General features: G+C 42.6%; 9 protein-coding genes. 5 read left to right on the top strand and 4 right to left on the bottom strand.

Translation table 11 applies throughout. From position 1 onward, the window contains the following. The 4 genes from PQ469_RS08295 to PQ469_RS08310 form a co-directional block, all read right to left on the bottom strand. Entirely contained in the window at positions 1–3,339 is a 3,339-nt protein-coding gene (locus PQ469_RS08295; protein WP_274212529.1) for a VCBS repeat-containing protein, read from the bottom strand. A gap of 102 nt (positions 3,340–3,441) precedes the next feature. Then, on the bottom strand, positions 3,442–5,286 hold the full coding sequence (locus PQ469_RS08300; RefSeq protein WP_274212531.1) for a RagB/SusD family nutrient uptake outer membrane protein: 1,845 nt from the start codon (positions 5,284–5,286) through the stop codon (positions 3,442–3,444). 10 nt (positions 5,287–5,296) lie between these two features. Beyond that, the gene (locus PQ469_RS08305; protein ID WP_274212532.1) at positions 5,297–8,602 is read right to left on the bottom strand and encodes a SusC/RagA family TonB-linked outer membrane protein; all 3,306 of its coding nucleotides are present in this window, start codon (positions 8,600–8,602) and stop codon (positions 5,297–5,299) included. A 499-nt stretch (positions 8,603–9,101) separates the two neighbouring features. Further along, on the bottom strand, positions 9,102–13,289 hold the full coding sequence (locus PQ469_RS08310) for a hybrid sensor histidine kinase/response regulator transcription factor (RefSeq protein ID WP_274212533.1): 4,188 nt from the start codon (positions 13,287–13,289) through the stop codon (positions 9,102–9,104). A gap of 719 nt (positions 13,290–14,008) precedes the next feature. Between PQ469_RS08310 and PQ469_RS08315 the strand changes: the two genes are divergently transcribed. From PQ469_RS08315 to PQ469_RS08335, 5 genes are all read left to right on the top strand, one after another. After that, positions 14,009–16,360 carry a GH92 family glycosyl hydrolase gene (locus PQ469_RS08315; protein WP_274212534.1) on the top strand — a complete coding sequence of 784 codons (2,352 nt, stop codon included), beginning with the start codon at positions 14,009–14,011 and terminating at the stop codon, positions 16,358–16,360. A gap of 107 nt (positions 16,361–16,467) precedes the next feature. Further along, complete coding sequence (locus tag PQ469_RS08320) at positions 16,468–18,165, top strand: RICIN domain-containing protein (RefSeq protein ID WP_274212535.1); 1,698 nt, start codon at positions 16,468–16,470, stop codon at positions 18,163–18,165. A 182-nt stretch (positions 18,166–18,347) separates the two neighbouring features. Next, positions 18,348–19,733 carry an SGNH/GDSL hydrolase family protein gene (locus tag PQ469_RS08325; protein ID WP_274212536.1) on the top strand — a complete coding sequence of 462 codons (1,386 nt, stop codon included), beginning with the start codon at positions 18,348–18,350 and terminating at the stop codon, positions 19,731–19,733. A 27-nt stretch (positions 19,734–19,760) separates the two neighbouring features. Beyond that, a complete protein-coding gene (locus tag PQ469_RS08330) occupies positions 19,761–20,582 on the top strand; it encodes an alpha/beta hydrolase (RefSeq protein ID WP_274212537.1) in 822 nt (273 codons plus the stop codon). 310 nt (positions 20,583–20,892) lie between these two features. Continuing rightward, positions 20,893–22,644: a RagB/SusD family nutrient uptake outer membrane protein gene (locus tag PQ469_RS08335; protein WP_274212538.1), complete on the top strand. Its 1,752-nt coding sequence runs from the start codon at positions 20,893–20,895 to the stop codon at positions 22,642–22,644. Positions 22,645–22,660 lie beyond the last annotated feature (16 nt).

Raw genomic sequence — 22,660 nt, forward strand, 5'->3', positions numbered from 1 at the left:
TTAAAATCCTTTATAGGCTTTTACTCCCTGTTGATTGATCCCGAATAATAATGTTTGATTAATTTCTATAACGCTTCTTACGTCGCCCCATAATTTAAACCCAGATTGAAGTTGAGGAATATATTCAAAATGTCCCTTGCCATCGCCCTTTAACAGTATGCCATAATTGGCGTCGTATTTGCCTAAACGAAGCCTGGCCCTATTAATGTTGCCGCATAAAAGTAAATCCTGGTTGCCGTCATGATTATAATCGAGACCGGTTATTGTAAAAACGGGTGAATACTGAACCTGTAAAGGCAACGGGGATGAATGTAATTTACCTTTGCCATCACTTAAAAAGCAGGTAGTAGCCAGGTTATTGGCTTGTAAATGTCCTACGTCTTTTAATTCTACCGGGGTAAATATATCTGTAAGCGTAGCATCGGCATAACTCTTATAATCAGGAAAACGCGGGCGCATCATACTGATCTGCTCTAAAAGCTCATCCCTTGAAACATATGGATAGCTGTTATGCTGAATGTAAAAGCAAAAGATAGGATCAACTGCGCCGTTATCGTCAAAATCCTTATAATACATTTCTGCCGGCTCATTATCGCTGGCTTTGCATTGGGTATTTAACCCCTGGTTGCCAACAACCAGGTCGGGGTGCCCGTCGTGGTTAAAATCTTCTACTAATATTTTGTTCCACCAGCCGCTATTGGGCTTGTCAAAATAAGCCTTTGTGTTATTTACCAGCTTTCCGTTTTCATTGATCATTACGGTTACAGGCATCCATTCGCCAACTAAAACCAAATCGGGTTTTTTATCTCCATTCATATCTACCCACGCAGCATCGGTTACCATACCTATATGTTGCAGGCCTGGGTTGTATTTTACGGTTTGGTCGGTAAAGTGTCCTTTGCCATCATTTATCAGGATGTAGCTTTGTGGAGTTTCCGGATATCTGCCGGGTATCACCCTGCCGCCTACAAATAGGTCGGGGTGTCCATCGGCATTAATATCAGCTACTCTCACACAGCTTTTACTACTTCGCATTGCGGGTAATGCATCTTTTGCTGCCCGGGTGAAATTACCTTTTCCATCATTTAAATAAAGCCTGTCCTGTAACAAAGGATCATCAGCTGTATAATTATCATAACCTCCGGAGGCCACGTATAAATCTGGTTTGCCATCGGCATTGGCATCAAAAAATACGGCATCCGCATCGGTGCTTTTTTTATCGGCGTCAAAAGCAGGCTGTGATTTTACGGCGAGTTTACCACCTGCTTCTTGTAAATATATGGTGCCTGGTTTTCCGTTACCGCCACCTACATACACATCCTCCAGGCCATCGGCGTTTACATCGCCTTTTATCATACACGGACTAGTGAATGATAACGGGTTTACCATTAGTGGCTGCCTTTTAAAATCATTAAGCGCATTTTTTTCCTGTTTGTTATTTACTGGTGAGGCCACCTCTGCGAAAATAGGCTTTACGGCCCTGGGTAACAAAGAAGTGTTAACAGCATTTTTTTCATCCAGCGTTAACTGTTGATTTGCTTTGATGTTTTTTATCACCTGCTCTTTGCCCTGCTGCCATACTATGCGCAACGAATCAACTTCACTATCGTTACCTAATCCGAAATGCAATATAGGCGATACGCTGGATTGAAAGCCGCGGCTTGGCATCTGTTCCAGGTACTGTTTTTTGTTTTTTGTATAAATGGTAACTTTTGCCCCTACACCCTCGGTGTTTTTACCCGCACCATTTAGTTTGAGTTGCAGGTAATGGTTATTTGCTTGTTTATCTGATTCGTTTTGATAGATGAATGCAGGCTGGTTAATGTTATTGGTCACCAGGTCCAGGTCACCATCGTTATCCAGGTCGGCATAGGCTGCGCCGTTGCTGTTTGATGATTGTGTAATGCCCCATGAGGCGCTGGTGTTGGTAAACGTTAAATTGCCATTGTTTTTAAAAAGGTAACTTTTTACCTGCGATGATGGCATTTGTTGTACCAGGTTGTATATATCCTTACGCATTAATCTTTTATCCTTCAAAAAATCGCCCATATATTTTACAAAATCCATGTTGGTAAAATCGCGGGTGTAGCCGTTGGTTACAAACAGGTCTTTCCAGCCGTCATTGTCATAATCGGCAAATAGGGGAGCCCAGCTCCAGTCGGTATTGGAGATGCCTGATAGTTGCCCTATCTCGCTGAAAGTACCATTCCCATTGTTTATTTGCAGCATATTGCGCATATATTGGTAATAGAACCCCGTACGAAGCGTTAAGCCGAATTTTTCGTAATTATCAGGTGCAAATAATAGCTTTTGCCTGTGATTATCTTCAGGAAGCATATCAAGCGTAAAAATATCCGGTAAGGCATCATTATTTATGTCGGAAACATTATTCCCCATAGAAAACTGTGAGGTATGCCCCAGTGAAGATTGCAATTTATTGGTGAAGGTACCATCGCCGTTGTTGATGTACATAAAATCGGGTATGGTATAATCATTTGATATATAAATGTCCGGCCATCCGTCACCATTAATGTCGGCTATTGCCGCTCCCAGGCCGTAGGTTAAATCAGAACTGCTTATTCCGGCTTGTTCTGTTACATTTTTAAAAACGTTATTGTCGTTTTTGTATAGTCGCACGCCATTAGGCGAATTTAATTTCTTTAAGATAGCCGCTGTATTTACCTCATCTAAAACAGGCAGCTGAATAGGGCTGTGGTTTAATAAAAACATATCCAGGTCGCCATCCCTGTCGTAGTCAAAAAATACAGCTTGTGTGCTGTATCCGGTATCTGCTAATCCATATTGTTGTGCCTGTTCCGTAAAATGCGGAACGCCATCTTTGTCGTTCCCGCCATTGATAAATAGTTGGTTCTGGCGTTTTTCTGGCCTTAAGTTTCCTGAGTAACAAACGTAAATATCCAACTTACCATCGCCATTTACATCGGCCATTGTAACTCCTGTTTTCCAGGGGCCGGGGCGGCCTGCTACATCTGCAGCGGTGGTAATATCCGTAAACTGCATGTGTCCTTTGTTCAGGTACAATTTATTGTCGGTCATGTTGCCGGTAAAATATATATCCAATAAACCATCGCCGTTTAAATCGCCCGTTGCAACTCCGCCGCCGTTATAAAAGTATTCATACATCAACACGTTGGTATTCAGTCCTTCGGTTAAAGTATTGCTGAAATCTACGTGGGTTTGTTCCGGGGCGAGTAAAGTAAATAGGGGAGTGCCGTTGTTTCCATCGGTACCCTTATCTTCGGTTGGATGCCCGCAACCTGTTAATGCAATAATGCCGGTTAAAAGTAACTGTGGAAATAATTTAATGTAAGTGTTCACCAAGGGCCGTTTAAATTTATAGGTTAAAATTTTAAAAGAATGCCGGCATTTAACCACCGGCATTCTTTAGGATAAATATATAAGAATTTTATATCCCTTTAATTAATACCCAGGGTTTTGAACTAACTTATTGTTTTTGTTAATCTCGTCCCTGCTAATAGGCATAAAATAAACTCTATCCTTCCATGTACGGTTTTCAACTCCGGGGTCAAGTTCCTGTACTGTGTAGGTGTAGTTGTAATTATCGGTACTATGCCTGTAAACACTTACGGATTTACCTGCCTTTAAAGTCGCCGTAATTTTCATGATCCTTACTTTATTGCCCAGCGTTGTTGGCGCAATCATCCAGCGGCGTGCATCATAAAAACGTTGTTCTTCAAACATCATTTCTACATTGCGTTCGTTGCGGTACCGCTCTTTAAGCGCGGCGCCTGCATCTGTAATTGCCGGCATGCCCGAACGGAAACGGATTTTATTAAGCCAGTTTCGGGCCTCGGTCTCCTGACCAAGTTCAATACATGCTTCTACATAGTTGAACGCAATTTCGGTGTACCTGATTAAGGGCGATGGCACTTCCGACCGGGTGTTCTGATCTACAATGGCCGGGTTAGGGTCCATAAACTTCCTGATGGCATAACCTGTACGGGTACCGTTCCAGTTTTCGATAGGCCCATTCCTGGTATCCAAACCAAAATAAGCTACAGGACTGCCAGAACTGCCGGTTTGATAGGTACCCATTTGTATTTCATTATAAGGGTCTATCCCCGCGCCATCAGGTGTACGTGGTTTCCAGGGCGCGCCATCATATAAGACAGATGCATAAAAGCGTGGGTCCCTATCTGTATATGGGGCTGCCGCTTGTGCAGGTTTGCTCCAATCGAATTTTGAGCCGTCCATCATTTCATAATCATCTACCATGTTTTGAGTAGGCTCGCTTGATGTCCAGCCATGGTATCCGTTAGTACAATTGTTCCTGCCGTACCATGCACCCCATTCATCCTTGCTATTGCTGAAATAGCGGGCAAACAAGATCTCTTTTTCGCCCCCATTTCTTGATAAATAAGAATTTTGATAATTTGTAAATCCATCGGCGGCAGTAGCAGGTGCACTTAAATTAAGTGCATAACCGTATGTGCCGGATTTAGCCAATATAACCAATGCGGCATCCTGAGCTTTTTTCCAGCGGGCATCGTGGTCGCTGGTTGTGTAGCCCAAATATTCGGGGTGCGCATAACCGGTTAGGGTGCTTATGGTTTTTAATTTTACGGGGTCATGCAAATCACTGGCTGCATACATTAGCACCCGCGCTTTTAACGCCAAAGCAGCATCACTTGTGGCTCGGCCTTTTCCTAAATCTTTGCCTTGCAGCAACGTGCTCGCTGCATCCAGTTCGCTTACTATAAAATCAACGCATTCTGCGTAAGTATTCCTGGCAATAGTAAAATCAGGAGTATTAAGTGTATAAGTGGTTTTTACAAGCGGAACGCCGCCATAATAGCGCAGCATTTGATTGTAAAAATACGCGCGCATAAAGTGCGCCTCGCCGGTAAGCCTGTCTACAAGCGTTTTGTCAAGCTTAGATTTGGCAAGTTGCTCTAAAGCAAGGTTAGCCGACCTTATCCTGGCATACATTTCGTTCCATTCATAGGTATTGTTCACCCAGCCTAAATTATCCGGGCTTATATTCCCTTCCATTATATTCTGCTTTCCAAAATTATAGAGCGCATTATCGGTAATACAATCCATATTCTCTTGGTTCAGCCCGGCATCATGCAGGCCGTTGTATAGCTCCGTCACAAAGGCCTCAGAAAGGTTTGGATCGGCCCAGGTGAGTTCTGCCGATGCCTGGTTCATGGGTTGCGTACTCAAAAATTCCTTTTTACACGACGCAAGCAGCACTCCCGACAGTATCGCGATTGTTGAAATATTTCTTATAAATGTTTTCATATCGTTCAAATTAAAATTTTACGCTTACACCCATATTCATAACTTTTCCCTGTATATAATACTGACCCGACGAACTGGTCGCTTCAGGGTCAAATATTTTCTGTTTAGAGAATGTAAGCAGGTTAAGACCATTTACATATATGCGCAAATTGCTTATACCAACTTTTGAAGTTAGCGCCACCGGAAGCGTGTAACCCAATTCGGCATTTTTTAGCCTGATATAATTCATGTTTAGTAACCAATAAGTGTTTCCGCTTGAAAAATACTGGTTATTTCTATCAACCGTACGCGGGTCTTTTGTACTTGGGTTGTCAACTGTCCAACGATGATCATAGCTATATTGCAGGAAGTTACCAATAGTTCCAGACTCTGTTTGCAGGAAGAGCTGAGAACCCGCTGCACCCTGGAATAAAACAGTCAGGTCGAAATTTTTATATTGTACCCCAAAATTAAAACCACCCTGGAAAGTAGGCGTGGTGCTTTTATCGCTCCAAATACGGTCATCACCGGTAATTTTACCATCTGGCCCAATATCCTTACCATTGGCATCTTTTTTACCATGCAAATCTTTATATCTCATATCGCCCGGGCGAAGCGTACTGGCACCAACGGCGCTGTAATCAACAGTATTGGCATCAACTTGCGCCTGGGTAGAGAATATGCCGTCATATACATAATAAAGCTGAGCTCCGATAGGGTGCCCGGTAGATCTTTGCCAGGCGGGTGCTCCGGGAGCCTCGTCCCATTGATCGATCCTGTTTTTGTTATATCCGCCGTTAACACCTACATTATAGCTTACCTCACCAACCCTGTCATGGTAATTCAATTGAAATTCCCATCCCTTATTAGTTACTTTTCCATAATTTACAGGAGGTAGCAACCATCTTGGTATCGCTGTTGCAGGTACCGAAGCTGTAGGCGCCCATAATATCTGCGTACGTTTGTTTAAAAATGCTTCCAACGTAAAATCTAATTTTCCGTTTAATACAGTTCCTTCTAACGCAACGTTAGTGTTATTGGCTACTTCCCATGTGAAATTGGGGTTTGGCGCCACGTTCTCTGACAATGTTTGCACCGGTGCCCCGTTTACAATGTACGAGCCAACGTTGTATAATGACAGATAAGAGTATTCTGCTAATATGTTGGTACCAGGTTTAACAACGTTGTCGTTACCCATCTGTCCCCATGACCCGCGCAATTTTAAATTTTGAAAGAATTTTATGTTATTTTTAAAAAAATCCTCTTCCGAAATTCTCCAACCGGCAGATATACCAGGGAAAAAGCCAAAACGGTGATTCTCGGGAAACATATAAGAACCATCTACCCGCCATAAAAACTCAGCCAGGTATTTTTCTTTATAGTTGTAATTAACCCGGCCAAAATAATTTAATCGCGCTTTTTGCCAGGCGCTGCCGGAGTTTCCTATCTCTGAGTTGCCACCCCAACTTAATTGATCGATAGCAATAGAGTTGTAATATTTACGGTTGGCGGCGAACTGGCTGTCGTTTGATTTTTCTTTGGTTACGCCGGCAAGCAATACAACGTTATGGCTGCCGAAGCTGTGGTTATAGCTTATGATACCCTCAAGCAAACTGCTCAATTGGTCGTCAGATCCCTGGCTTAAATTCGCCTGGGCTGGCCCGCGGGCTACTTTGGTAAGTACAGGGGTGCCGCTTGCATCTTTGGTAACATTATCCCAGCTGTACACATACCATGGCGTTTGCCAGTTTTTGGTTTGTTGTATATATTTATCCAAAGCAACATTTCCCGTGATTTTTAACCCTTCTACGCCCGGAACTAATATCTCTATTTTGCCGTTAGTTTGTACATAATACCTGGTATCCTTAGCATAACCTGTTTTATTGGTAGTGATAAGTACCGGCTGCTGGCCGTTTTCAATATCGGGGCCAGGTAAGCCATTTGGCCAATAAGCCGGCCTGTAGGGGTAACCACGCATCAACATCCTGAATATATCATTGGCACCTCCTCCATCCGGGAAAAAGCGGTTTTCCTGGCGGCCTGATACGCCAACCCAGGTGTTGATGTACTTATTAACTTTGGCATCAACATTTAAACGGAAATCATATTGCTTATACCCTGTAGCCGAGTTTTTATAGTATCCATCCTGATTTTGGTACCCTATTGAGGTAAGGTACTTAATGTTTTCAGAACCGCCTGATAACTGAACAGTTTGGCGTGTTTGAGGCGACCAGTCTTTTATTGTTGCTTTAAACCAATCTGTGTTAGGGTGTCCCCATGGATCAGATCCATCAGCAAATTTTTGGAAATCGGCTGGCTGAAAGGTAGCCGTTGTTGTAGCCCCATTATCCGGCCTGGTAAATTTCCCCGCTGTTTTGAATGCAGCAGAGGCAGGAGCCCAGTATTGTGAAGGCAAACCATACAGGTCTATTTCATTTACCATGGTGGCATATTCTGTTGAATTGGCCATTTTAGGTACAGTAGTTGGCCGGGCCCATCCTTTGTTATAAGTATAAGAAAGGTCTGGTTTACCAATTTTACCGTGTTTGGTAGTAATCAAAATAACACCGTTAGCCGCCCTTGCACCGTAAATAGCTGCAGATGCATCTTTTAACACCGAGATGCTTTCAACATCGGCAGGGTTTATACGGTCTATACTGGTTTGCCCGGCAGGCGCAGGAACCCCGTCTATAACAAGTAACGGAGCGTTATTGCCCAGGGTGTTTCTACCACGGATTAGGATGGTTGAACCATCGTAACCAGGTTCGCCGCTTGCATTCGTGGCAACAACGCCTGGCATGCGTCCGGCTATAGAGTTAGAAAGGTTAACAGCAGGCGATTTTACCAATTCGTCGCCCTTAACGGTTGTAACTGATCCGGTAACGGTTACTCTCTTTTGCACACCGTAACCAACCACAACAACCTCGTTTAATCCTTTTGATGATGACTGTAGCTTGATATTTAGTACAGGTTTGCCACCTACAGGCACCTCTAATGTGGTATAGCCGATGTATGATACAACCAACACTGCATTTTCAGGAGCTGTAATAGTAAATTTTCCTTTTACATCAGTAACCGCGCCAACATTTGAACCTTTAATCAATATTGATACGCCAACCAGTGTTTCGCCGGTAGACTGATCAGTTACTGTTCCTGTAACTTTTATCGGGGCGTTTTCGTTGATCTTCCCCTCGTTTGTTTTTGTAAAATTTGTTTTTTCGATTTTTGCGGCGCCGGCGAATGACGAACCAACAAATATTAATGCTATTAATATTTGACTTAGCGCAATTTTAAAGACCCTTAACAAGTTTACAGTCTTATGTAAATTGTATTCCATATTAGCTTATTTAAGTTAATTAATATTTAATGCACGCTATAAAAGCGGGATAATTGGAGGGGGTAAATTCGTTCCGATTATTTTCCCCCGGGTTGTGGGTGACTGTGCTTATTTTTCTTCCATATTGCTTATTTAGGTTTTATATAAATTAATTGGTTGTATTCGGCAATGGATTACAAAAAGCAAACCCGGATGGTATCCTTATCGGCGCAATATGTGATACTATCAGGCCGCCTATCCTTTATTAAGCTATTAATTGGATAAGCCTTTGTAACATTTTTGTGTCTAAAATAATATCGTAGTCAAACCTGCGTTTTTCAAGTTAACACTACTTATCGACCGTTATTTCAATAAAATTAAATGTGGTTAGTACATTTATAGTTGGCAGTACTAAGATGGGTAAAATAAACACCGCCCAAGAGAGGTAAATTCATACAACTTGAGGGGGTAATTGGTAAAAAAATGCTTAATATTTAAATTTTCGCTACTTTTTAAGAAATTAATTTTTGTTGATTTTAACCTTTACAATATTCCTGGTGATATTGGCATGAAATGGAACGCGAAATTTTTTTATGTATTCAGAAGGGTTAAGTCCGAATAGTTTGCTAAACTGCTCTCTGAAATATTTAGGGTCGTTTATGCCCACCTTATAAGCAGCCTCAGAAACGGTACAATCGGTGTTAAGGAACATTTCGGCAGCTTTTCTTAAACGAATAAACCGTATAAACCCATTAGCAGATTGCCCGGAAATGGCCCTGATCCTTTTATAGAGGTTAGAATGGCTCATTCCTACCTCATCGGCCAGGGTTTTGATGCAAAAATCACTATCGCTTAAGTTATCTTCAACCACTTTGATACAGGCCGCCAAAAACTCCTTATAATCCGGCGGAACTTTAAGGTCATTTGATTTTAAGGTAATTTCATTATAAAAATATTTTTGAAGGCTGTTTTTACTTTTCAGGATACCTTCAACGCGGGCTAAAAGTAATTCCCGCTCAAATGGCTTGCTTATATAATCGTCGGCGCCGCCTTCTATGCCTTTAAGTTTTATTTCGGGAGATGAGCTGGCGGTTAATAATAAGACCGGGATATGGCTTAGTATTGGGTCCTCCTTAATCCTGCTGCATAACTCTATACCGCTTATTCCTTGCATCATAACATCGCTGATAACTATATCCGGCAAAAACTGGTATACCTTATCTAAACCTTCGGCACCATCAGCCGCTTCAAAAATTTCGAACTTTGCCGAGAAAATTTGTTTCAGGTATTGTCTCATCTGTGCATTGTCATCTACAATAAGCATAGATTTTGATTCGAAATCAAATGGATCACTTTTTTTACTTTTGGCCGCACCTGAATCTTTATTCAGCCCCGGAACTTCCTCATAACTCTCAATAAGCTCGTCTAAAAAAACGGAGGTTTCTATAACATCTTCAAAAATAAAGTTCGGGCTTAAATGCTCTTTTCCTTTTAACAAGCAAACCTTAAATATGGTGCCCGCTCCATTTAAACTGGTATAACTGATGTTCCCTTTGTGGCTTTCGATAAACTTTTTTACAAGGTAAAGGCCAATGCCAAATCCACCACTAAGTGGCGTCTCATCCTGCACCTGGTAAAATTTATCAAATAACTTTTCCCCTATATCCTCGGCAATTCCGCGTCCTGTATCTTTAATTTCTATATTCACCAATGTTTCTGTTTGGGATATATAGCAATTTACCATCCCATTATCCGGCGTAAATTTTAATGAATTTGATATCAAATTAAACAAAACGATCTCGATTTTTTCCCTGTCGGCAAATACTTCTATCGTGTCTGTCTCGGAAACAAAGTCAAACAATATGTTTTTACTTTTGGCCTGGTGGCTGAAGCATAAAAAAACTTCTTTACATAAGTTTACAATATTTAACCTTACGATTTTAAGGCTGTCAGATTCGCTCTCCGCTTTTCTGAATAGTAATAACTGATCAACCAAACTTAAAAGCCGGCGTGCGTTACGAAAAACGATACTCAGGTTGTTTGTTTCAGTCTCTCTTGCTCCCGGGTTAAATAATAATTCTTTAACCGGGTTGATAATTAGGGTAAGCGGTGTCCGAAACTCATGGGAAATATTGGTAAAAAACGACAGTTTTCGCTCGTTAAGCTCTTTTTCTTTTTCGGCAGATATCTGTGCTATTTTTACTTCATACTTTAACCGGGCCGCGTTGCTGCGATAGCGTAAATAGTAATAAATCAATGTTGCTATTATTAGCAAAGAGCTCATATATGCCCACCAGGTTTGATACCATGGGGGCAGAATTTTTATTTTAAATGTTGCATAATTTTCAAACCAGATACCATCCTGGTTTGCCGCTTTAACTTTAAATATATAATCGCCGGCCGGCAAATAGCGGTAGGTAACCGATTTTTGATTTTTTACATAATTCCAGTTTTGCTCTAATCCCACCAATTTATAGGCAAATTCGCTTTTTTCGGCATAAGCATAGTTTAATGCCACATATTGTATCGAAAAAACCGGTTGGTCGGGCTTTAAGGTGATTTGGGTTGATTCATTAATCCCGGCATTTAATATACTGTCCTTCTGACCCACTTCAACCTCTTTGCCAAACAGCTGGAGCCCTGTAATCAAAACTTTGGGTTTAAATGAGTTTTGCTTAACCTCTGCCGGATAAAATACATTGTAACCCTCGGTACCGCCAAATACCATAAACTTTTTAGTACTGCTGTACATTGACGAACCTGGGTTAAACTGTCCGGCTTGCAGCCCTTCAGAACTATCGTAATTAATAATCTTGCCTGTTTGCAGGTCAATCCGCGATAATCCTCTGTTAGTACTTATCCAAATGCCGCCGGCCTCATCTTTTTGTATCGCGTTTACTGTATTATCAGCCAATCCATCTTTTTCAGTATATCTTTTAAATTTTTTGTTTTGTGTATCATACACAACAAGGCCATCTCCTTCGGTACCTATATAAAGGTTTTTGTTTTCATCTAAATACAAAGCATATATAAAGTGGCTGGGCAAAAACTTTTCTGCTTCGGCTTCACTAAAATAATTAACAAACTTATTCTGATCTTTTATATAATATTTAAGGCCGGATGCCGATGTACCTATAAAAAGGTTGCCATTGCCATCCTCTGCAAGTGCCCGGATATAATCTGATCCAATGCCGCTATTTTGTGGGTTGTAATTAATGAATTTATCGCTGCCTGCGGGCAATAAACTCAAGCCTCCTCCATTGGTGCCAACCCATAAATTATTTTTTGAATCATCAATGATGGACCTTACGTCGTTTAAACAGATACTTGTGGGATCACTTGCTTTATGAAAAAAATTAGTAAAAGAATCAGTTGTTTTATTGTACCTGAATAATCCATGCGAGTACGAGCCAAACCACAATGTGTTGGAATGATCTTTATATGCGCAGAGTATATTATTACTGGTTAAGGAGCCTTTTTGTCCGTCGGCCCTGTAATATTTTACAACCTCGCCACTCAGTTTTTTCTTGTATATCCCATCTCCGTCGGTACCCATCCATAGGTACCCCTCGTCGTCCATACACATTCCATAATATCTTAAAAAGCTACTGCCGTAATTATCTTTCAGCTCACTCTGGAATTTTTGAAATTTTTCCGGAACGTTGCTCAATAAATAAATTCCATCGCCATAAGTGCCAACCCAAATATTTTTATCCCGATCCTGGAATAAGGTTTCGATGGTACGGGCGGTAATGCTATAATTATCTTCTGATCGCACCGGATCAATGGTTATATCTTTATAGGATGACTTTGCCGCTTTGTCGAGATTTATAGTATATAATCCTCCATCCAGCAGGCCAACAAGCAAATTTTTATGTTCATCCTCCAAAAGCGAAAAAAAATAGTTGCTTCGCAATTTATAAGTTGAGCCTAAAAAAACGCGAAAGTTGTTTTCTTTTCTGTTATAAAGCACCAGCCCTTTACTGGTTGCTATCCAAATGTTATGATTATGATCTTCATAAATAGAAGTAATGAGGCCCTGGGGAATAAGTTTAAGTGCGAACTGGCTATTCAAGTTTTTTGAAACCACTCCATTACTCGTATTAAAAACATTAAGGCCGCCGTCCCTTGTTCCTACCCATAATAGCCCGTACGCATCTTCAACAACATTAGTAACTGATAAATCGCCTAATAAACCAGGTTGTTCCTTTTTAGTATAATTTTTAAACTGATGAGTTTTTATATTGTAGGAAGAGAACCCTGATGCGCCACACGAAAACCACAATTGGCTTTTATTATTTTCAAAAATACTGTTTACATTGTTTAAATAGGTTGGAGGAACCCCCGGGGGGGCAAATTTTATAAACCGTTCCTTGTTGGTATCAAATTTATAAATCCCTCTTCTGGATGATATCCAAATATCCCCCTGCGTATCTTTAAATATGCTTTGAACATAATTACTTGGCAGGCTATATGGATTATTGGGATCCAGCTTAAATACCTTGAAATTTGTACCATCAAACCGGTTTAAGCCATCGCTGGTAGCAAACCAGATAAATCCTTTGTTATCCTGGGTTATGCCATTGATTATACCAAAAGAAAGACCATCTTTCAATGAGTATTTCGTTATTTTTTTGGTAAATAAATTTTGAGAAAAACAAAGGGAAAAGGCAGATACGCCTACCAGGGTAAGTAATAATTTTCTCATTAAGTATTAATAACAGGTTATGAAAGGCCAGGCGTTTTTCAAAAAAACGCCATATTCAAATGTAGTTTATTTAAAATAAATAACATATCAAAAACAATAAAATTTAGTTTGCTGCGTTTTTCGACACTTGTATGTTCCCGATTTTTTATTTGAAAACATACACCGGCTGGTTGCTCTTTTTGCGGCCCGTTCCTGTTGCTATTTGTCTGGCAAACTGACGGAAGTATTGCAGGCTGCATTTAAATTATGTGGAAAAAAAATGCAAATTATCTGTAGACCAATGCGGTTAACAGACGATTTTTTATCATAAACAGGCAAAAAAACACAAATAATTTCAAAGAAATATTTCCTGCGCCTCAACATCATATTTTTGCGCTTTTGAAGGGTTGCCGGCACCACGGGCTTTTTAAATATTTTGTGATGTAGCTGCATTCAAAATTTGTTTTGATAACATTTGTCCCTTACCGGTTTTTTTGAAGGTGCGAGTATCGTTTTACAGTTTATTCCCCGATATAAACCCGCCATGAAATAAACGGCTATGGTTGATCTGTTTTACGGACCGGCATAAGTACAGCTTCGCAATGTATTTCGTAGTAATAAAAATACTTTGTAAAAATTATCTCACAAAATTTTGCTAAATCGTTTTTATTAGATAATTTGGTCGATAATTACCAATTAAGGATAACCGCTTCTTAAATATATTTTTCGGGGATTAAAAGATGAGCAAAACTAAACGGGCCGTGTTTGCGGCTTTGCCGGGTAAAAAATATTTCACTGTATTGCTAACTGCAGCACTTGCCATTAGTGTAACGTTATTAAAAGCCCAAAGCCCCGCCGGTTACGTTAATCCCTTTATAGGTGCCAGTACAAGTACTGCCGATGCAGGTACATATCATGGCCTGGGCAAAACTTTTCCGGGGGCCACTACACCGTATGGCATGGTGCAGGTAAGCCCTAATACCATTACAGGCGGCGATAACGGCCCTGGTTACAGTTATGAGCAAATCAGTATTGAAGGCTTTGCCATGACACAAATGAGCGGTATAGGCTGGTACGGCGACCTGGGCAATTTCCTGGTGATGCCTACCGCAGGCAAAATGTACACCATAGCCGGTAAACCGGATGGCTCCATGAAAGGCTATCGCTCGCTATACGATAAAAAAAGTGAGAAAGCATCGGCCGGATATTACAGTGCTTTGTTGACCGATCATAACATTAAGGCCGAAATGACAGCTGCCCCGCACAGCGGCATGCTGCGTTTTACCTTTCCGCAAGGCAGCGATTCGCGGATCCAAATTGATTTGGCCCGCAGGGTAGGGGGTACTTCAACGCTGCAATACGTAAAAGTTGTTAATGACCATACTATTGAAGGCTGGATGAAATGCACGCCCGACGGCGGCGGCTGGGGAAATGGCGATGGACATGCCGATTACACCGTTTATTTTTATGCCCAATTTAGCAAGCCACTAAAGGATTTTGGTGTTTGGAGTGCCAATATCCCCGATGACTGGAGCCGTAAGCTGGACGATGTAACCGGAAAAAGATATTTAGATAGGGTTGCCGAAGCCGAAGTATTAAAAGGCGCAACAGAAAAACAAGGCAAACACCTGGGTTTTTACACGCAATTTGCAACCAGCGCCAATGAGCAGGTATTACTTAAAACAGGTATCTCTTTTATCAGTATTGCCAGAGCGAAGAACAATTTAAATACCGAAATAAAAGACTGGAATTTTGATGCCGTACACCAAAACGCTGTTGCACTTTGGAACAAGGCTTTATCAAAAGTAAGCGTGCAGGGCGGCACACCTGAGCAAAAAACTGTTTTTTACACAGCCTTGTATCATACCATGATAGATCCCCGGATTATAAGCGATGTGGATGGCAAGTATCCGGGTGGCGATGGTAAAGCGCATCACGCGGTTAATTTTAACAAGCGGACTATTTTTAGCGGATGGGATGTGTTCCGCAGCCAGATGCCCCTGCAAACCATCATCAACCCGGGCCTGGTAAACGATGAGATCAATTCGCTGGTAACATTAGCGCAGGAAAAGAAAATGGATTACCTGGAACGCTGGGAGATCATGAACGCTTATAGCGGTTGTATGATTGGTAACCCGGCAGTATCGGTAATTGCCGACGCTTACGCCAAAGGCATCCGTAACTATAACGTGCCCGAGGCTTATCGCCTTGCGGTGGGCTCTGTTGAAAAATTTGGCAATGGCGATAAAGGTTTTACGGGCGGCGATTTGAGCTTATCCTTAACTTTAGAATACGCCTATACCGACTGGTGTGCAGGCCAACTGGCTAAATGGCTGGGGAAAACTGCCGACGCCACAAAATATGCCCAACGAGGGCAGGCCTACAAAAACGTGTTCGATACCGAAAAAGGCTGGTACAGGCCCAAAGATGATAACGGCAACTGGAAAGCCTGGCCCGATTCGGCACGCACCAAACAATGGTACGGTACTATTGAAAGTAACCCCTATCAGCAAGGCTGGTTTGTACCGCAGGACGTAAAGGGCATGGCCCAAATGATGGGTGGCAACGCCAAAACCATTGCCGACCTGAACAACTTTTTTGAAAAGGCCCCCGATAACATGATGTGGAACGATTATTACAACCACGCTAATGAGCCGGTACACCACGTGCCGTTTTTGTATAATCGGCTGGGCGCACCCTGGCTTACCCAGAAATGGACACGGGAGATTTGCCGCCGTGCCTACCACAATTCGGTTGAAGGCCTGGTTGGGAACGAAGATGTGGGCCAGATGTCAGCCTGGTATGTGCTGGCTGCCAGTGGCATTCACCCGGTTTGCCCCGGCGATACCCGGCAGGAAATTACCAGCCCCGTATTTAATAAAGTAGTTTTAAGGCTCGACCGTAAGTATGCCAAAGGGCAAACGTTTACAATAACTGCGCTCAAAAATTCGGTGGCAAACGTTTATATCCAAAGTGCCAAATTAAACGGCAGGGCTTACAACAAGTGTTACCTCGACTTTAAAGATATAGCCGCGGGCGGCACACTCGAGCTTACCATGGGCAGCAAGCCAAATAAAAACTGGGGAATTTAATATAGAATATGTTTTAATAAAGAGTGGTTGAATTGTGAAGATATGCTAAATCGATTTATAGAAACCAATAATAAATTATATATCTATCAATTAATCAAAACCAAATTATGAAAACCAAATTATTTACCCTGCTTATTGCCGGCACCACTTTAGTTGCTGCCTGCAAGCGCGAAAAATCGGCTAAACCCGAGCCCCCTGTAACTAATCCCGGAGGTGCCAAAATTCCGTTGTCCGGATCGCCTGTATCCGCATATGGCACTTTTTATATCAGTAATTTATCCAGCAGTAAAATCATCGAAATAAATGGCGTAGGCATGTTAAATGATGGCAATGCTGCCCAGCAATACCAATATTTTGGCAGCGGTACGGCAACAAACCCTAATCAAAAATGGTACATTGTTCAGCAAGGTACCGGCGCCATTACCAGCAGCACCAAATTTAAACTCATGAATGTTGCCAGCGGCAAATACCTTGAGGTACCCCTGGCATCTACCACGCCGGGAGTAGGCTTATGGCAGGATAAAACCAATACTAACAATGCGCAGCAATGGTACATCCAATCGGTAGGTACCAATGTGTACAAAATTATTAATGTAGGCAACGGCCTGGCGGTAACCAACGAGGGCGCTTCAACCAGTAATGGCACCGCCATAACGCAGGAGCCTTTTGTATCTGGCAACACCTCCCAGCAATGGGTATTAAACAACATCGCTGCCGAATCATATCGTGATGATGATGTGGTAAACTTTTTTCACCGGGTAAACGGTACCGTTGCTTTTGATGAAGGTAAAAGTATTGCCCTTACCTATGGAGCCAATAGCGGAAAGGTACTTTGGATAACCGAGGATGCGTATGCGGCCGATCAGCTGCAATCAAACGGCCAATTGTATTGCCAGTTTTTTAAATACCATAATTCGGCTTTATTGCAGCCGGCAAGTCATAGCTGGGATCAATCATTAACGCCCAATATAACTACTACAAATTCGCCCGTTAGCAACCTGGAGATCATTGAGAGCCCCGGCGACCATAACAGCACTTATCGCTGGCCGGGCATTGGGATTGAGGCAGGCAGCAAGGTTTTGTTGTATACTTATGAATCTGCAAACGGATCGACCCCTGCAAACCAGGCCGTGTACTCCATTAACCAAAACACGGCTGGTTTAAACTGGGGTGCAGCAACAAGGCTTACGCCAAATGGTATGTCGGGCCAAACTGATGTCGGTTTTTCCAACGGGATGGTGAAAAATCCGGCGGGAGATTCAGTTTATGTATATGGCAGCAAAAGTGTTTATTTTAATTCATCAAATGTATTCCTGGCGCGGTTTGCGGTGAGCAACCCAACCAGCTGGACATTCTGGACGGGCACAGGCTGGTCGGGCAGCCTGCAATCTGCATCAACAGCTGCAATTACGGTTGGTTCGGGCAATACAACGCAACAAAACGTAATCATATCAAAAGTGAACGGCAAATATGTAATGATGCAAATGGATCTGGGTTACTTCTGCGATCCGGGCAACCACAATATTTATATATCTACAGCAACCAGTCCGAAGGGGCCGTTTACTGCGCCGCAATTGGTATTTACCATTAATGATATGTACAACGGGCACCTGGCTAAATATTATACGCCGGCAATACATCCCGAGTTTAATAATGGGCATAACGAGCTTTTGGTTACCTATTGCCTAAATTACAATGCCGATGGTGGAAGCTGCTCAACTCAAACCTGTTTTAATAATAACCAGGACCCCAATTATTACCAGGTAAAAGGGGTAAGGATACCATATTCGCTGGTGGGATTGTAGGTGGGTAAGATTGTCATTTCTAAAGAGCAGTGCAGGCATGAGCGCAGGGGCGAAAGAGAAATCTTATACAATATGCAAAGCAGATATGCAAGGTTTGGATGCAGGTTTTATAAGGTTTCTCAAATCGCTCGAAATGCTCATTATTGAGGCGGTAACAACAAAATAACTTGAATTAACATACAATGAAAAAAACATTTTTACTATTAGCCGGCATTAGCCTTTCCATTTGGGCCAGCGCACAAAAAATCGCCCCGTTTAAGGCGGGCGACAGGGTGGCATTTGTGGGCAACAGCATTACCGATGGCGGGCATTACCACTCGTACATTTGGTTGTATTATATGACGCATTACCCCAACGCGCGGATAACCTGTTTTAACGCGGGTATTGGCGGCGACGTTATAGGCCAGATTTATGATAGGTTTGATGATGATGTGCTTGATAAAAAGCCTAACGTTTTAACCCTTACCTGGGGCATGAATGATAGTGGCTATTTTGAGTGGTACCGTGCCGACGCACAGGATGTGATGGATAAAAGGATCCAGGGGAGCTATAAATATTACGGCATGCTGGAGGATAAGCTGAAACAATTGCCGGCTATTAAAAAGATCTTTATTTTGGGTTCTCCATACGATGAAACTTCTAAGTTCACCACAAAAAATATCTATCCTAAGAAAAGTATAGCGTTTTCAAAAATTATCGATTTTCAGCAGGAGGCGGCTAAAAGAAACGGCTACGGTTATGTAGATTTTTATCACCCTATGGCAGCCATCAACCAGCGCGAACAGGCAAAGGATTCCACTTTTAGCCTTACGCCTAACGATAGGGTGCACCCCGATAACGATGGACACCTGGTAATGGCCTACCTGTTTTTAAAAGCCCAGGGGCTGGATAATCAGTATGTTGCCGATTTAAGCATCAATGCCCAAAACAAAAAAGTTTTGAAAGCTGTAAACTGCCGCATCAGTAATATAACAGCCGGTGCAGATTCGGTTGCGTTTAATTACCTGGCCAATTCGCTGCCTTATCCTATTGATACCATTCCGCGTGGCTGGGGCAATCGTAAAAAGCAGGCAGATGCCCTAAAAGTAGTGCCGTTTACCAAAGAGTTTAACCAGGAATTGTTGAGCGTTAAAGGCCTTAAGGACGGCGATTACAAGGTGATGATTGACGGCGAGCAGATAGGCAGTTGGTCGGCCCGGCAACTGGCCGATGGCGTTAATATGGCCGAAATTACCACAACTCCCCAATACCAACAGGCCATCCAGGTTCGCGAACTGAACGAAGAGCGTTGGGATATTGAGCGCCGCACAAGAATGTATGTTTGGATGCAGTATGATTTTTTAAAGGGCAAAGGTTTGCTGCACAACGATAGTAACGCCGCTATGGATACCGTAAAAAAATACGCTGTAAAAGACATTTTTGTGAATGGTAATAAAGATAACTATAGCCGCGCCCGCTACAAAAGCCTGCGCGATGCCTGGCAAAAAGAAACGGATGTATTAACCGACCAGATTTATGCCATTAACAAACCCAAAAATCACCGCATTACCATTATAGCTGCCAAATAACCATAACCGGAAATTACCTATACCCATATGAATAAAAGAACAATAATAGCCCTTATAGTCTTTTTTATAAGCTTTATAAAGGTTGATGCAGCTACAGTAGATACCGTTTTAACGCACAGTAACGCCATGCGCCAGGATATTAAGGCGGTAGTAATAAAGCCTGCCGGTTACCAGGCGGGCAAAAAGTTCCCGGTGCTGTACCTGTTGCACGGCTTTAGCGGCAATTACAGCGATTGGATTTTAAAAGTACCAGCCATTACCAAACTGGCCGATGAGTATCAAATGATGATAATATGCCCCGATGGCAATTTTGCCGGTTGGTATTTTGATAGCCCTATGAATAAGGATTGGCAATACGAAACTTATGTTGGAACCGAACTGGTGAACTGGGTTGATAAGCATTACGCAACAATTGCCGATAGGAGCGGGAGGGCTATTACCGGCTTAAGTATGGGCGGGCATGGTGCCATGTATATTGCCTTTAAGCACCAGGATACTTTTGGCGCGGCAGGCAGCATGAGCGGCGCGCTGGATATCAGGCCCTTTTCGGACGCGTTTGGTATTGAGCAGGTATTGGGCAAATACAGCCAATACCCCGAACGATGGGAAAAAAACAGCGTTATCAATATGATATACCTGTTAAAACCAAACTCGCTGCTTATTACGTTTGATTGCGGTTATGATGACTTTTTATACCCGGCGAATGTTGCTTTTCATAATGAGCTTTTATCGCGTAAGATTCCGCATGATTTTACGGTAAGGCCGGGAGCGCATACCTGGGAATTCTGGAGCAACTCGGTTGTTTACCAGGCGCTGTTTTTTAGCCGCTACTTTAACAAAATAAAGTAGGGGATAGTGTTACGAAATTTAATTACCGGGCTTATAATATTTAGCCCGGTTTTTAACCACTTTTTTAATTTTTAGCGGCTTTTAGTGCAAACAAAATAAATTAAAAAAAAGTGTTCGAAAAATTTGCTAAATCGTTTTTATGATTTAAATTAGCAGTCAGATTAACCATCTGTTATAAACCAACTAATACCAATATACTTTTTTTTAGGGCAATCTGCGTAAAGCTGCCAAATTTAGCTAAATCGATTTTTTGATTTAATTTAAATGGACTTGTAGTGTTAAAATATGCTATTGTAAATAAACCTGTAATATGAAAAAAATTTACTTCAAGGTTCTTACTTTTTCGATGTTCGGGCTTGCGCTTTGGGGCATGTCATCCTGTAAAAAGGATGGTTTCCTGGGGCAAACCACTACATCAAACTTAACCCAAAGCACGGTGTTTGCCGATAGCGCCAATACGGTGGCGTTTTTGTCAAATATCTACAGTAATGTAGGGTTCAGCTTTAACCCCGGCCGCTTTTTATACGGGCCTATTTTATCGCCCACAACCAACGGCGGGCTTGATGCTGCTTCGGACGAAGCGGAGGTTTACACATCAGCCGGTTCTACCGCTTTAGCTTTTGAATCAGGTACTATCAATGCGGCTGTAGTTACCGATGATGCTTATAAAAACAGCTACACTAACATCCGCGCGGTAAACCAGCTGCTGGCCAATTTGCCAAAGTCGCCTATAAATAATTTTACCAAAACCCAGATGCGTGCCGAGGCCCATTTTTTAAGGGCCTGGTACTACGCTATATTATTAAAACACTACGGCGGGGTGCATATAGTTAACGATAAGATTTATAACTATACAGATGCCATTCCCGCAAAACGGAATACCTACGCCGAAACGGTAAACTATATTTTGGCCGATTGCGATACAGCCGCGCTGGAGTTGCCAACCGTTCAAAGCGGCTTAAACTATGGCCGCGCTTCAAAGGGGGCTTGCCTGGCCTTAAAATCAAGGGTTTTGCTGTATGCTGCAAGCCCGTTATTTAATGGGCAATCGATAGGTGATGGCGCTACAAAAGAGCTGGTAGGCTATGCCTCTTACGATAAAGAACGCTGGAAACTGGCCGAAGATGCCGCAATTGCTGTAATTGGCACAGGAGCCTATAAACTCAATGTGGATAACGCTACTGCAGCAGGCTATGGCTTTCAGCACCTGTTTACCTTGCCCTTTAATACCGAATACATTTTTGAGCTGATGCGCGGCAATAATGCCGATTTTGAAAGCCTGTGGCAGCCACCATCACGTACGGGCAAAAATGGAGCCCTGCCTTTGCAGGGTTTGGTTGATGCATTCCCGATGAACACAGGCAAAGCCATCACCGACCCAACTTCCGGCTACGATCCGCAAAACCCTTATGCCAACCGCGATCCGCGTTTAGATTATACGGTTATCCGCGATCAAACGCTTATCCAAAACAGGCTGTCGTCGGGCAAATCGCCTATTAATATTTTTACCGGTACGTATAACGGTCAATCAACCGGTCCCGATGCGGTAAATGTGGGCACCCGTACAGGCTATTACACCAACAAAATGCTCGATCCGGATGCTGTATCGCAGGATTTTACACATCCAACCAAAAGATGCTGGCCATTAATACGTTATGCCGAAATTTTGCTTAACTACGCCGAGGCTGCCAACGAATATGAAGGCCCAACCACACAGGTTTACCAGGCTGTTGAGGCTATCCGCCAGCGCGCAGGGTTAAACCCGTACCAGTTGCCAACCGGGTTAAGCCAGGCCGATATGCGTAAAGCCATTCAGAACGAACGCCGTATTGAGCTGGCGTTTGAGGAGCACCGCTTTTGGGATGTGCGCCGCTGGAAAATAGCCGACCAGACCGACAACCTCCAAACCTACGGTATGGAGGTTGACCGCAATAATGCATCGGTTACTTATAAAACGTTCCCGGTGCGCAAGCGCAACTTCCGCACGGCTATGTACCTGTGGCCTTTCCCGCAAACGGAGGTGGCTAAATCGCCTGAGATGTTACAAAATCCGGGGTATTGATCATCATTATAACCTA

Origin of the sequence: Mucilaginibacter sp. KACC 22773, from assembly GCF_028736215.1 — a bacterium.
GTDB lineage: Bacteria > Bacteroidota > Bacteroidia > Sphingobacteriales > Sphingobacteriaceae > Mucilaginibacter.